The following is a 13,583-nucleotide window of genomic DNA, read 5'->3' as shown; positions in this document are numbered from 1 at the left end:
CGGCCCGCCCACGCGACGCCACCACCGGCGGGCCGCTACCCCCGCCACGACGGAACACGCGCCGGTCAAGGCTCGATCCTGCCGGGACGCGGCGTTCCCGTCGCCCGGCCGGCGAGGAGGGCGAGGGCGCCCAGAATGGCCAGAGCGGTGAGTGGGGCGAGGACGGTGGCGGCGAAGCCGGGGGCGGGGGCGGTGCTGTAGAGGGGGATCCACAGGAGCGGGGCCAGGGCGCCGCCGAAGAACTGGGCCGACAGGGCGAGCGACGAGGCGCCCGCGCGGTTGGCGGGGGCGCTGGTCGCCGCCAGTGCGTGGACCGTGGAGCGCAGCGCGGTGACGGCGACCCCGGCCATGGTGACGCCTGCCAGCAGCAGTGCCGCCGAGGGTCCCAGGGCCGCGATCAGGAGGCCGCCGGCCAGGAGGGCGTTGGCGATCGCGCCGAGCCGCTTGGGGCCGAACCTTTCGAGCGCCCGGCCACAGGCGTCTGCCAGCAGCAGGCCGGCGATCCCGAAGGAGGCGCCGACCACGCCCCGCCCGAGGGGGCCGAGGCCGAAGGCGTCCTCGCTGCGCAGCGCCGCGAGCACGGTGAGGCCGACCGCCGCCAGGTAGCACAGGAAGGACAGGGCGCAGGCGAGCGCGAGCCGCCTGTTCACCAGCGCACCCCACGTCGGCCGCCCCGTTGCGCGCCGCACGGTGACGGAGGGGTCGGCGGGCACGGCCACGAGCAGGACCGCGCACAGCGCGGGGAAGGCGAACGCGGCCCGCCAGTCCACGAGGGCCGCGGCTCCGCTGACCAACGGGCTGAACGCCTGGCCCGCGGCCTGGGCCGCGGCGAACCAGCCCATGGCCCGGCCCAGGCGGTGGCGCGGCGTGGAGTCGGTGATCGCGGCGACCAGCAGCGGAGTGGTGAAGGCGTTGGTCGCGCCGTGGAGGGCGCGCGCCGCGAGGAAGGAGTTCAGATCGGGGGCCAGGGTGCACAGCAGGCACGCCAGGACCGAGGCGGCGAGGGAGAGCCGGATCATCCTCGCCCTCCCCCACCGTTCGGCGAGGGTGCCCGACACCAGCATCAGGGCGGCGAAGGGCAGCATGTAGGCGGTGACCGCGCCGGAGGCGAACTCCGGCCGGGTCCCCAGCCCGCGTGCGGCCTCCTGGACGATGGAGGTGACCATGGTGCTGCCGTAGGGGCCGAGGGCGCCGGCGGCGTAGAGGGGCCACACGCGGGGTGAGCGCACGTTCAGGGCCGGGACCGGGGCCGGTCAGACGCTGATGGCGAGGTTCTTCACCAGGCCCCCGTAGCTGGAGTCGTCCTTGATCAGGCCCCAGCCCACCATCCAGTCATAGGTGCGCTGGAACTGCTCCTCGGGGTAGGGCCCGGGGTCGACGAACCGCAGCCGCCCGAGGGGGAAGTCCTCCGGGGCGGGCTTGCCGATCTCGTCGGGCACCTCGCCGATGAGGTGGTGCAGGTAGGGCCGGGGGTCGTCGTTGAGCTTGCGCACCGCCTTGACCACGGCGCGGTTCAGCGCCTCGAAGGTCTCCCGGTCGACGGCGGGGCTGGCGATCTCCGAGCCGACGTAGAAGGCCTCCGCGAGCAGCCGGTAGCCCTGCTTCTCGGCCACCGTGATCCACGGCTCCATCAGGGCGGCGGCGTCCACGCGGCCGTCGCGCAGTGCCTCGAACCGCTGCTGGGGGCCGCCCGCGTGCACGACCTTGATCTCCTCCCGCGGCAGAAAGCCCTCCAGCGCTTGGAGCGCCAGGTAGTGCGACCCGTGGTGGAAGTTGACCGCGACCTCCGTGTTCGCGAGGTCCTGCGGGTGCACCAACGGCGAGCCCGGCCGGGTCAGGATGGCCTGGCTGCCGACTGCGGCGCGCTTGCTGACGACCCGGCCGCCCACGGCCGTGTCGTGGGAGCGGCGGATCTGGCCCCATTCGCAGGCGCGGTAGAGGTCGGCCGCGCCGTTCTCGAAGTTGGACCTCGTGGCGCCGAAGGCGCTCACCAGCTCGTGGTCGTCGAGGTAGGACACGCCGGTGTCCGCGTAGCCCTTGGGCACGAAGTCGACGTCGATGCCCTCTTCGGCGTAGAACCCCTCGTCGGCCGCGACGAGCTGCGGCAATGAGAAGATCAGCGACATCAGTTCCATGGTGACGCGCTTGTTCGGCATGGTTCACGGTTCCCTTCGCATCGGTGGAAATGGCGGGCGGTCGGGGGAGGAGCGGAACGGGATGACGCCGCATCGCGGTGCGATCGGCCCGGTCCCGTTCACAGCAGGTCGGCCACGACGCGCCGGTGCAGCTCGAACAGGACGGGGTCTTCGGGCGAGCGCGGGCGGGGCAGGTCCACCCGGTGCTCGGCGACGATGCGGGCGGGGCGTCCGGCGAGCACGATCACCCGGTCGGCCAGGAACACGGCCTCAGTGGGACTGTGGGTGACCAGCAGCCCGGCCCGGGACGCCCGCGACCAGAGGTCCTGGAGGAGCAGCCGCAGCCGCCGCCCGGTCAGCTCGTCGAGTGCGCTGAACGGCTCGTCGAGCAGGACGATGTCGGGGTCGATCGCGAACGCACGGGCCACGGCGGCGCGCTGCCGCTGCCCGCCGGAGAGCATGGAGGGGTACTGGTCGGCGTAGTCGGCGAGGCCGACCGCGTCGAGCGCGGGCAGTGCGTCCCCGGGGGAGGCTCCGGCCGCCTTCAGCGCCAGCTCGACATTGGTGCGCACGGGCAGCCAGTCCAGCAGCCGCGGCTGCTGGAACACCACGCCGAGCCGGGCGCCGGAGCCCGTGCCGCTGCCGCCGCCCGGGGGCGGCCCGGCCCGCACGCTCCCGCGGTCCGGGCGCTCCAGGCCGGCGACGAGGTGCAGCAGGGTCGTCTTGCCCGTGCCCGAGGCGCCGACGACCGCGACCAGCTCGCCATGGGCGACGGTGAGCGAGAAGTCCTCCAGGACCTGCTGCTCGGGCGCCGACCGCGTGCCGGGAAAGGCCTTGGCGACGCCGTCGAGGACCACCGATCCGCTCGCGCCCGCTCCAGCGGCGTCGTTCACGCCGTCGCCGCTCATACCGTCGTCACCCGCCGCCAGCGCGCCGCCCGGTTCTCCAGCCCCTGGAGCACGCCGTACTCCAAGACCGCCATGACCAGGGCGAACATGACCGTCCAGGCGAGCACCCCGGCGACGTCCTGCGCCGCGAACTCGTTGTTGATCTGGTAGCCCACCCCGCTCGACATCCCGAAGATCTCCACCAGCACGACGACCTTCCAGGCCAGTGAGAGCCCGAGCCGGGCGCCCGCGAACAGGGCCGGGGCCAGGGAGGGCAGCCACACGTATCGCAGCCGGTGGCGGAACGGGAACCGGTAGACGTGCGCCATTTCCTGGAGTTGGGGGTCCATGGCGCGCGTGCCCTGGTAGATGCTCAGGCTCAGCGCGGGCGCCGCGGAGAGGGCGATGGCGGTGACCGGGTTGATCAGGTCGACGCCGAACCAGATGACGCACAGCAGCGCCCACACCAGTCCCGGAACGGTGAGGCCGATCAGGACCGCCGGCTCGAAGAAGCGCCGGGCGAGCGGGCTGCGGCCCATGGCGATGCCCACCGCCGCGCCGACCGCGAAGGCCAGCGCGAAGCCGAGGGCGACCCGCTGGAGCGTGGCGCCGAGGTCGGCGTAGAACCCTGGAGCGACGGCGAGTTCGCCCACGTGCGCTGCGATCTCCGGCACGCCAGGGACCAGCAGGCTGTCCAGGGAGACCGCCATGGCCTGCCACCCGCCCACCAGGACCGCCGCGAACGCTGCTGCGGCGGTGGCGCCGCGCCACCGGGCCCCGGCGGCGGGGCGCGCGTGCGGCCGCCGGGGCGGGGCCGGCGGGGTGGATTGCGTCGGCAGGGCGGTCGGACCGGCCGTCATCGCGCCTCCAGGTCCACGTGGACGTCCCGGTCGGGAGCCTCGTCGACGATCCCGTGCTCGACGGCCGTTTCGATCTGCAATCGCAGGTTGTCGAACACGGCTCCGTCCCATTCGAGCGGGTAGACGTCCACAAGTCGTTCGGGCAGCAGGGAGATCGCCCTCCTCTGGTCGGCGCTGATCCCGTAGGCGTCGTGGAATTCCGCGAGCAGCCCGGGGTCGTCGTGAATGCGCTGGTGAACGCCGCGGCGCAGGGCGTCGAGCGCGGAGGCGAGATCGGCCTCCTCGGTGATCCAGGAGCGCAGGGCGCCCTGCCCGTTGAGGACCAGGGGCGTCTCGTCGCCGGTGCCCTCCCGCCACAGATCGCGCACCGCCGCGAGCTGGCGGGCCCCTTCCCCGATCAGCCGGGTGGCATTGGGTTCGATCGTCAGGATCGCCTCGACGTCGCCGCGCTCGAACAGGGCGAGGCCGTTGACGACGGCGCCCTGGTGGACCTCGTACTCGGCGTCGAAGTCGACCCCGTTGACGGCCGCCGCGAGCTGGGCGGACCGGTAGGCGTCGGAGTTCTTGGGCGGGGTGGCGATGCTCTTGCCCCGCAGGTCGGAGGGGTGCGTGTAGGGGCTGTTCTCCGCCACGAGCCAGTACACGTGGTTGTTCAGGCCGGGGCTGAACAGCACGACGTCGGCGCCCGCACCCGCCGAGACCGCTGCTCCGAGCGGGCCGAAGCTGGACACGTTCAGCGCGCCCGACAGCAACTTGTTCTGCACGTCGCCCGGCCCGCTGCCCGCGATGTAGTCCAGGCGCAGGTCCCCGACGAGGCCGAACCTCTCGCTGATGGGGCGGAGGACGGCGCTGGCGGTCCCCTTCTCGGAGTCCTGCACCTTGGCCTGGCCGGCGTCGCCGCCGCAGGCCGCGAGCAGCGGCGCGGCCCCGATGCCGACCGCGGCGAACAGTCCCGTGCGCACCAGGGCACGGCGGTCCAACGTGTGCACGTCTACCTCCTGCGGAATGCGACGCGGCCGGTGGCGCAGTGGACCGCGGTCGGTGGGTGGGGTGGGGTGAACGGGGGGCGGGGTCTCAACGGGAGGCCAGCAGGGAGCTGTAGCCGCTGGTCCCCTTGGTCAGGCCCCATGACTTCATCCAGGCGTAGCTTTCGGCGAAGCGCTTCTCGGTGAATCGCTCGACCCGCGTATAGCGGATGTGGGCGGGCCCCAGCCGGTCGGGGGGCAGTTCCCCGCCGGTCTCGGCCGCGATGAGTTCGGCGGACTCGCGCCACGGCGCGGCCCGGATGACGTCGACCGCCCGGTCGACGGCCGCGATGTAGGCGGCGCGGTGGTGCTCGCCGAGACCGGGGGCGATGACCTGGGATCCGCGGTAGAAGTAGGAGCCGAGCAGGTGGGCGCCCTGTTCCAGGGCCAGCGTGAGGAACGGCTCCATGAGCATGGCGGCGGGCACCTCGCCCGAACGCACCGCGGCCAGGCGCAGGCGTGGCGCGCCGATGTGGCGGAGCCGGATCTCCTGCCGGGGCAGTGTGCCTTCGAGCAGGTGCAGGGCGGTGTAATGGGAGCCGGTGAACTCGTTGACCCCGACCTCGACGCCGCCAAGGTCGTGCGGTTCGTTGAGCTCGGCCGCGAAGCTCACGAGCCCCTGCGCGACCACGGCCGGCCGCAGGTAGGCGATGCGGCCGTGCCTGCGGTTGCGTTCCAGGCGGTCGATCCCGCCCCATTCGCAGAGGTTGAAGACGTCGGCCTGCTCGGCTTCGAACAGCGCCTCCTTCCGGCGCGCGATGGGGTCGCGCTCCGCCGGGTCGAACGCGGTGTCGTCGGCTTCGGCGAAGCGGACACGCAGCCCGGCCTGCTCGAAGAGGCCGTCACGGATCGCGACGATCTCGGGAAGGTCGAACACACCGTGGTTCGCCGAGATCGCGATCTCCGGCACCGGCGTCATGTCGCTCCCTTGCCCTTCGGACGGTATTTCCGTGTAAATCGGTAGGAAAAGAAGCTAACTCGCCCACGCAACGACTGTCAACAGTGCGTTTGCGCGATGCGCAAGTGACTTTCACAAAATGAGCCCGAAGGCGCCCAGGTCCGGCCACACCTGGGCAGGCAAGGCGGACCGCACCGAGCCCGGCCGTCCACCTGGGCAGCCCGCTGCGCGGCGGGCCCGCAGGCACGCCGCGGGGTGCCGCACCCTCGATGGTGGGGTCAGACCTCGCCGAGGAGAAGGGAGACGGGGAGGTCCTGGAGTCGGTGGGCGGCCGCCCGCACCGCGTCGGCGACATCGTCGAGCCGGTCGTCGCTGATCCGCGCGGCCGGCCCCTGGACCTCGACCGCCATGGTGACCGGCGCCCCGTCCGCGAGCAGCGGTACCGCCACCGCCCGCAGCCCCGCGGTATCCGGCGCGTCCAGGACCGCATAGCCGCGGAACTGCACGGACAGCAGCTCTGTGTGGTCGGCGGCCGAATGCGCGACGTTCTCCAGCGGGGTGCGGTCGAAGGCCAGGATCGCCAGGCCCAGCGCCGAGCGCAGCAGGCCGGTGCGCGAGCCCTGCACCGCGTTGTAACGGAAGGGATCCGGAGAGGACACCGCCAGCCCGACGACGACGTCACCGCCCTGGCGGACCCCGATGGTGGCGGTCTCACCCGTGCGCTCGACCAGCGCGCGCAGCGCATCGGTCACTTCGGGCAGGCCGGCCGACACCAGCGACCGGCGGGCCAGCCGGAGCAGCACCGGGCCGGGCAGGAACCGCTCGCTCACCGGGTCCCGGCAGAGCAGCCCCTGCGAGCACAGTGTGCGCAGCAGCCGGTGCACCGTGCTGATGTTGAGCGCCGTGGTCCCCGCCAATTCGGTGAGCGTGAGTCCCGCGGGCGCGTCGACGACGCGGTTGAGCAACTGCCCGGCCCGGGCGACGGACTGGACCTCCCCCGACCGCTCCTGCTTCTCCTGCACCGGCCGGCGCGCCCGCGCCTCGGCGGTCCCGGAGATACCGGCATCGCTGCCCATCGTGGCCCCCTGATTCCGCCGTGTCCGCTCCGCCTTCCAGGATGCCCGAAGGTGAGCAGGCACGGCGCCGGGCCGGCGCCGGCGTTGCCTGATCGGGTCTACTCCTTGCCGCCCGACGACATCTGGGAGCGGATGAAGTGGCGCTGGAAGACGATGTAGACGACCAGCACCGGCAGGGTCGACAGGGTGGCGAGGGCGAGTTTGAGGGGGAACTGCTGGGAGCCGCCCAGGGGACCCGCGGCCAGGCGGGCGAGGCCGAGGTTGAGGGTTTCGTAGGCGGGGTCGGAGGTGGCCACCAGGAAGTGGGTGAACTCGTTCCAGGAGCCCTGGAACGACAGGATCCCGACCGTGATCAGTGCGGGGCGCACCAGCGGGAGCACCACCCGCCAGTAGGTGGTGAACACGCCGGCGCCGTCGATCCGCGCCGCCTCCTCCAGTTCGCGCGGCACCTGCTCGAACGCCGTTTTCATCAGCAGGATCCCGACCGCGTCGAAGAGCAGGGGCAGGATCATCCCCGCATAGGTGTCGAAGATGCCGAGCTGCTTGAGCACCAGGAACTTGGGGATGAGCAGCACTACCCCTGGCACCGCCATCACCGCGATGACCAGCGCGTTGATCGCGGCCCGCCCCGTGAACCGCAGCCGGGCCAGCGCGTAGCCGATGAGGCTGTCGATCAGCAGCCGCCCCACGGTGACCGAGACCGTGACGAGCACGGAGTTGCCCAGCCACCTCGCGATGGGCATCTCCAGCGCCGTGTCCAGGCCGAACGCCTTGCGCCAGGCCTGGAGCGTTGCGGGGTCGGGGATGAGGCCGAGCGGGTCCTGCGCGGCGCCGGGGTCGGTCTTGAACGACCCCGCGATCTGGATCAGGAACGGCCCGAGGTAGAGGATCGTGCCCAGCGCGAGCACGCCGTAGCCGACCGCCCGGATGCCCAGGCGGCCGCCCCGCTGCCGGCGGCCTCCCGGCCGCCTGCGCGGGGTGGTGACGGTCCCGCGGGGGGCCGCGGCGCGGGCCGGGGGAAGGAGGGGGCCGATCGCTTCGCGCGTCACTTCTTCTCCCTGCCGATCCACCGCTGGAGCGCGGTGAGCACCACGATGATCCCGAACAGCGCGAACGCGACCGCCGCGCCCGCGCCGAACTGGCCGTCGCCGAAGCTGCGGACGTAGGACAGGTAGGCCGGCGTGATCGTGGTCTTGGCCGGCGCCCCCTGCGACATGATGTAGATCTGGTCGAAGACCTGCCAGGTGGCGATGAGGGCGAGCGTCATCACCAGGGTCACGCTGCGGCGCATCAGCGGGAGCGTGACGTGGCGGAACCGGCGCCACGCCGATGCGCCGTCGACCACGGCCGCCTCCTCCACCGACACTGGGATGTTCTGGAGCCCGGCGAGGAAGAACAGCATGTAGATGCCCGAGGACTGCCAGGTGGTGAGCGCGATGACCGCGCACAGCGCCACCGAGGGCCCGGCGAGCCACTCCCACAGCGGGAGCCCGCCTACCGGAACCGCGGCCCAGCCGGGGGTGGTCCCCTCCTCCACCAGTCCCAGTGCAGCGAACAGCACGTGCAGGACGCCGCGGGAGTCGGTGAACCAGTTGGGGCCGTCGACCCCGGCCAGCGCGAGCAGGGCGTTGACGGCGCCCGCCCCCTGGAACAGGAAGAGGAAGGTGATGCTGACGGCGACCGAGCTGGTGACCGACGGGAAGTAGAACACCGTCCGGAAGAACGTCCGACCTTTCAGCAGCCGCTGGTTGACGACGAGCGCCAGCCCGAAGGAGAGCGCGGTCACCAGCGGCACGTTGATGAGGACGTAGTAGAGGGTGTTGCGCACGCTGAGCATGAAGTCGCGGTGCAGCAGCGTGTCCTCGACGAGCAGCCGCCGGTAGTTGTCGGTGCCGACGAATTCCTGGCCCGGGGTGAGCGGGTTGGACTGGCCGTCCCAGTCGAGGAAGCTCACCCACAGCGACATGAGGATCGGCGCGATCAGGAAGACCAGCAGGCCCGTGACCGCGGGCGCCGAGAACAGCAGGCCCGCGCGGTTCTCCTGGGCGGCGGCGCCGCGCCCCCTGCGCCGCCGCGCCCGAAGGGGCGGGGCGGCGGGCGGCGGCGGTCCGCCGGGGTCCGGCGCGGCCCCGGCACCGGCCCGGGCGGGAACGCCGGGTGCGTTGCTGGTCGTCATGGTCGTGCGTCGTCCTACTCGCTACTCGTCCTGCCGGTGGCGGCGGTGGTGCCGGTGGTAGTGGTGGTGCCGGTTCTCCTGGTGGGGCCGTGGGCGTCCGCGGTTCCCGGGCCGGGAGCACGGACCGCGGTCGGTGCCCGTTCCGCGGGCGGCACCGGTCCTCGCGCGGCTCCGGTGCCGCCCGCGGGCGGCGGGGCCGGCGCGTGCACGGCCCTCCGCGCGCCGGCCCCTGTCGTCGGCCCTACTGCTCGGCCAGCGCTTCTTCGCCGTTCTTCTGGAGCTGTTCGAGGACCTCCTCGGGCGACGCCGACCCGGCGGAGACCCCTTCGAGGCCGGTGGTGAACTCCGCGAGCACGGAGTCGAACCCGGGCAGTGCCACCTGGCCGCGCGCGTAGGCGACGCCCGCGTTGAAGGCCGCCTTCTCCGGGAACTCCTCGGCGGTCCAGTCGGCGAGGCTCTCGCGCGACGGCGCGGCGCCGAAGCCCTCGGCGAACCGCTGCTGCTGCTCGGCGCTGGTCAGGAAGGTCACCAGGTCGACAGCGGCGTCCTTGTCGCCGCTGGCCTCGGCGATGCCCCAGCAGTTGCTGAACACGGTCGTGCCCTGCCCGCCGGGCCCCTCGGGCATCTCGACGGCCTTCCACTCCAGGTCGGGGAAGTCGTTGTCGAAGGCGCCGGTGACCCACCCGCCGTCGACGATCATCGCGGCCTTCTCGTTGCCGAGCGCCTCGGAGCCGGACTGGGCGTCGATGTCGTTGACGTAGGCGAAGTTCCCGTCGTCGATGTTGCCGGCGATGTAGTCAAGCGCCTCCCGGTTCTCGGGGCTGTCGGCGGTGACCTCGGTGCCATCGTCATTGAGGAACCAGCCGCCGGCCTCCTGCATGAAGGTGCCGGCGATGTTGTGGTCGCCGCCCATGGCCAGGCCCACGCGCCCGTCCTCGGTCAGCTTCTCCGCGGCGTCCTGGAGCTCCTCCCAGGTGGCGGGGGTGTCGTCGGGGTCGAGCCCGGCGTCCTCCCACAGCGCGGTGTTGATGACGAGGGCGTGGGCGCTCTGGTCCTTGGGCAGGCAGTAGAGCTCGTCCTCGTAGGTGTAGGAGTCGCGCAGAGCGGGGTAGAAGTCGTCGGCGTCCTCGACCTGGTCCCCGTAGGCGTAGAGCGAGCCGCCCTGGGCGTACTGCTGGAAGAGGTCGGGCGAGACGTAGAAGACGTCGGGCGGGTTGCCGCCCGCGAAGCCCTGGCGGAGCTGCTGCACGAGGTCTTGGGCGGGGATCCCGGTGGCCTCGATGCCGGACTCGGCGGACCATGCTGCGAGCGCCTCCTGCACGGCGGCGGTCTCGGCCTCGCCCGAGGAGCCGAACATGACGGTGAGCTCGCCGTCGGATGCGGCTTCGTCGTCGTATCCGCCGCCGCAGGCGGTGAGCAGCCCCAGGGCCAGTGCCGCTGTGGCCGCCGCGGCGACGGTGCCGGGCCGTGTTCCGTTCATCGTTCTTCCTCTTCCTGCGGTGCGGGTGCGGAGCTGGAGCGCACGACCAGGGACGGCCGCAGCACGATCTGCTGCGGCGCGGAGTCCGCCGGCCGGGGGTCGGTGCCGGAGTCGAGCCGGTCGAGGACGAGGCGCACGACGGTGCGCCCGATCTCGTCGAGCGGCTGGCTCACGGTGGTGAGATCGATCCCGGGCAGGGACGCCGCCGGGATGTCGTCGAAGCCGGCGACGGCGATGTCGCGTCCCGGCCGCAGGCCGCGCTCGGCGAGGACCCCGAGGGCGCCGATCGCCATGTGGTCGTTGGCGCAGACCAGGGCGGTGGGCGGCGCGGGCAGGTCCAGGAGCCTGCGGGCCGCGTCGGCGCCGCCGCCGACGGTGCCGGGGGCCTCGGCGGAGGGCTGCTCGCCCAGGCCGAGGTCGGCGGCGGCCCGGGCCCACCCGGAGCGGCGGTCGTCGCCGACCCCCGAGCCGCGCTCCCAGCCGGCGAACGCGATGCGGCGGTGGCCGAGGGCGTGCAGGTGGGCGACCGCGTCGTAGACGCCGGAGGAGCCGTCGACGTCGACCCAGTCGCCGTGCTCGGGCTCGTCCCAGGAGCGGCCGAACGCGGCGAAGGGCACCTCGCGGTCGGCCAGCCACTTCTGCCGGACGTCGCCCTTGAAGGTGTCGGTGAGCACGAAGCCGTCGACGGTGCGCTGGGCGAGCAGGTCGTCGTAGACGGGCAGGCCGGCCTCGCCGTGCGGGGCGGTGAACAGCAGCAGGTGGTAGCCGCGCTCGGCGGCGGCGTCGGTGAGGGCGTGCAGGAACCGGGTGTGGACGACGTTGTCGTCACCGCCCCGCAGGACGCAGTAGCCCAGCATGCGCGACGCGCGGATGCGCAGGGAGCGGGCGAGCCGGTTGGGCTGGTAGCCGAGGTCGCGGATGGCGGCCTCGACGCGCTCCCGGGTCTGGGGCCGCACCCGGTGGGGGGCGTTGAGGACGTTGGAGACGGTCTGTCGCGACACCCCGGCGGCGGCGGCCACCCCCGTGATCGTGGCCGCGCCCGGGCTCTCCTCGGGCGGGTTCGGCACTGCGTACCCCCTGTAGCGGATTCGTGACATTTGATCGTTCAAGTTTGCGGATCGATGAAATGCCTTGCGCTTTTGATCGTTCAAATGAACACTGGATGACACGAAGTGAACGACGTCACCCCACCCCCTGTCAACCCCCTCAAGGAGCGGCTTTGTCCGAACAGCCCCGTGTCCTCCAGCCGTACCTGCACCGGCTGACCAGCTGCGTCAGCGCTCCGAGCGTGGTGCTGTCCGGCCCTGGGGGGCAGATCCGGGACGGCGCCGGCACGCAGGGCTGGCTGCGCGACGACGTGCGGCTGCTGTCGCGCCTTGAGGTCGCGCTCGACGGGACCGAGCCGGAGCCCGTCGGCTCGGCGCTGACCGGCGCCGGCAGCGCCTCGTTCACGGCGGTCGCCCGGCTGCTCGGCGACGCCGGGGCCGACCCCACGGTGCGCGTGGAACGCGAGCGCACCGCCCTGCCCGACGGCATGGACGAGCGCATCCGCCTCGCCAACGACGCCCGCGCACCCGTGGAGACCACGGTCTCGGTACGCATCGGCGCCGACCTCGCCTCGACCGCCGTGGTCAAACAGGGCGGCCGGGGCACCCCCGTACCCGTGACCGTCGCCGGACGGGACGGCCAAGGCACCCCCGCGCCCGTCGCCGCCGACGGCACGGCGCTGTCGTGGGGGCGGGACGGCACCCGGGTCGAGCTGCTCGCCGACCCCGCACCCGACGACGTCCACATCGACGCCGAGGGCGCGGTCCTGACCTGGCGGGTGGCGGTGCCCGCCCACGAGGAGTGGCACACCGTCCTGCGGCTGCGCGCCTCCGGCGACGCCCCCGCCTTCCGCGCCCCCGGCCCCGACGCCGCGCGCTTCACCGCCCGGGTCCACTCGGCCGTCGGCGACCTGGACCGGCTGGTCACCCAGAGCCTGGCCGACCTCGACGCCCTCCGGCTGGTCGACCCTGCCCACCCCGCGGACGTCTTCCTCGCCGCCGGGAGCCCGTGGTTCTTCACCCTCTTCGGCCGCGACTCCCTGTGGGCCGCCCGCATGCTGCTGCCGCTGGGCACCGCCACCGCGGCGGGGACCCTGCGCGTGCTCGCGCGCCGCCAGGGCACCGCCACCGACCGGGTGACCGTGGAGCAGCCCGGGCGCATCCTGCACGAGATCCGCGGGCGCGCGGCGATGAGCGACGGCCACGCGCTGCCGCCCGTGTACTTCGGCACCATCGACGCCACGCCGCTGTGGGTCCTGCTGCTGCACGAGGCCTGGAAGTGGGGCATGCCCGAAGCGGAGGTCCGCGCACTCCTCCCCCACCTGCGCGCCGCGCTCGACTGGATCACCGGCCCCGCCGACGACGACGGCGACGGCTTCCTCGACTACATCGACACCGACGGCACCGGCCTGGCCAACCAGGGCTGGAAGGACTCCGGCGACTCCATCCAGTGGCCCGACGGCCGCATCGCCGAGCCCCCCATCGGCCTCTGCGAGGCCCAGGCCTACGCTCACCACGCGGCGATCGCGGGCGCGCAGCTGCTGGCGTTCTTCCACCCGGAGGGCGGTGACATGGGAGCCGGCCCCGCCACGACCGAGGGTGCCGCTGCGGCCGACGGGTCCGCCCCCGCCGTTGCCGCCGACGACGACCGGGCCCGCGTCGACGCGCTGCGCGGCTGGGCCGCCGCCCTGCGCGAGCGCTTCCGCGGCGCGTTCTGGGTGTCCGACGACGCCGGCCCGTTCCCCGCTCTGGCGCTCGACGGCGCCAAGCGGCCGGTGGCCACGGCCACCTCCAACCTCGGGCACCTGCTCGGAACGGGGCTGCTCGACGACCGCGAGACCGGACTCGTCGCCCGCCGCCTCGCAGGCCACGACCTGGACTCGGGGTACGGGCTGCGCACCATGACCGCCACCGCGGCCGGTTTCAACCCGCTCGGCTACCACGCGGGCGCCATCTGGCCGCACGACACCGCCATCGCGGTCCTGGGCCTGTCCGGCGCC

Annotated in this window: 12 protein-coding genes; 1 reads left to right on the top strand and 11 read right to left on the bottom strand. The window is 73.2% G+C overall.

Translation table 11 applies throughout. The annotated features are described in order from the left end of the window. Positions 1–65: 65 nt before the first annotated feature. The 11 genes from ACFOVU_RS08745 to ACFOVU_RS08695 all read right to left on the bottom strand — a co-directional run bounded on the left by ACFOVU_RS08745 (position 66) and on the right by ACFOVU_RS08695 (position 11,604). A complete protein-coding gene (locus ACFOVU_RS08745; protein ID WP_378531670.1) occupies positions 66–1,214 on the bottom strand; it encodes an MFS transporter in 1,149 nt (382 codons plus the stop codon). A 39-nt stretch (positions 1,215–1,253) separates the two neighbouring features. After that, positions 1,254–2,156: an ABC transporter substrate-binding protein gene (locus ACFOVU_RS08740; protein ID WP_378531668.1), complete on the bottom strand. Its 903-nt coding sequence runs from the start codon at positions 2,154–2,156 to the stop codon at positions 1,254–1,256. A gap of 98 nt (positions 2,157–2,254) precedes the next feature. Beyond that, a complete protein-coding gene (locus ACFOVU_RS08735; RefSeq protein WP_378531666.1) occupies positions 2,255–3,043 on the bottom strand; it encodes an ABC transporter ATP-binding protein in 789 nt (262 codons plus the stop codon). After that, positions 3,040–3,882: an ABC transporter permease gene (locus ACFOVU_RS08730; RefSeq protein ID WP_378531664.1), complete on the bottom strand. Its 843-nt coding sequence runs from the start codon at positions 3,880–3,882 to the stop codon at positions 3,040–3,042. Before ACFOVU_RS08730 ends, ACFOVU_RS08735 begins: the two co-directional genes overlap by 4 nt. Next, on the bottom strand, positions 3,879–4,871 hold the full coding sequence (locus tag ACFOVU_RS08725) for an ABC transporter substrate-binding protein (RefSeq protein WP_378531663.1): 993 nt from the start codon (positions 4,869–4,871) through the stop codon (positions 3,879–3,881). The genes ACFOVU_RS08730 and ACFOVU_RS08725 overlap by 4 nt, the downstream gene beginning before the upstream one ends. A gap of 85 nt (positions 4,872–4,956) precedes the next feature. Next, the gene (locus ACFOVU_RS08720) at positions 4,957–5,826 is read right to left on the bottom strand and encodes an ABC transporter substrate-binding protein (protein ID WP_378531661.1); all 870 of its coding nucleotides are present in this window, start codon (positions 5,824–5,826) and stop codon (positions 4,957–4,959) included. A 257-nt stretch (positions 5,827–6,083) separates the two neighbouring features. Continuing rightward, positions 6,084–6,881, bottom strand: a complete 798-nt coding sequence (locus ACFOVU_RS08715) for an IclR family transcriptional regulator (RefSeq protein ID WP_378531659.1) — start codon at positions 6,879–6,881, stop codon at positions 6,084–6,086. 98 nt (positions 6,882–6,979) lie between these two features. Next, positions 6,980–7,930 carry a carbohydrate ABC transporter permease gene (locus tag ACFOVU_RS08710; protein WP_378531657.1) on the bottom strand — a complete coding sequence of 317 codons (951 nt, stop codon included), beginning with the start codon at positions 7,928–7,930 and terminating at the stop codon, positions 6,980–6,982. Beyond that, positions 7,927–9,057 carry a carbohydrate ABC transporter permease gene (locus ACFOVU_RS08705; protein WP_378531655.1) on the bottom strand — a complete coding sequence of 377 codons (1,131 nt, stop codon included), beginning with the start codon at positions 9,055–9,057 and terminating at the stop codon, positions 7,927–7,929. Before ACFOVU_RS08705 ends, ACFOVU_RS08710 begins: the two co-directional genes overlap by 4 nt. 241 nt (positions 9,058–9,298) lie before the next feature. Then, a complete protein-coding gene (locus ACFOVU_RS08700) occupies positions 9,299–10,537 on the bottom strand; it encodes an ABC transporter substrate-binding protein (protein WP_378531653.1) in 1,239 nt (412 codons plus the stop codon). After that, a complete protein-coding gene (locus ACFOVU_RS08695) occupies positions 10,534–11,604 on the bottom strand; it encodes a LacI family DNA-binding transcriptional regulator (protein WP_378531651.1) in 1,071 nt (356 codons plus the stop codon). The genes ACFOVU_RS08700 and ACFOVU_RS08695 overlap by 4 nt, the downstream gene beginning before the upstream one ends. Before the next feature lie 152 nt (positions 11,605–11,756). Between ACFOVU_RS08695 and ACFOVU_RS08690 the strand changes: the two genes are divergently transcribed. Then, a partial coding sequence (locus tag ACFOVU_RS08690; protein ID WP_378531649.1) for an amylo-alpha-1,6-glucosidase occupies positions 11,757–13,583 on the top strand: 1,827 nt, incomplete at its 3' end.

It is taken from the genome of Nocardiopsis sediminis (genome assembly GCF_042650565.1).
Taxonomy (GTDB): domain Bacteria; phylum Actinomycetota; class Actinomycetes; order Streptosporangiales; family Streptosporangiaceae; genus Nocardiopsis_B; species Nocardiopsis_B sediminis.
The sequence above is the reverse complement of the archived record's forward strand: the minus strand, read 5'-3'. Positions and strand labels throughout refer to the sequence as shown.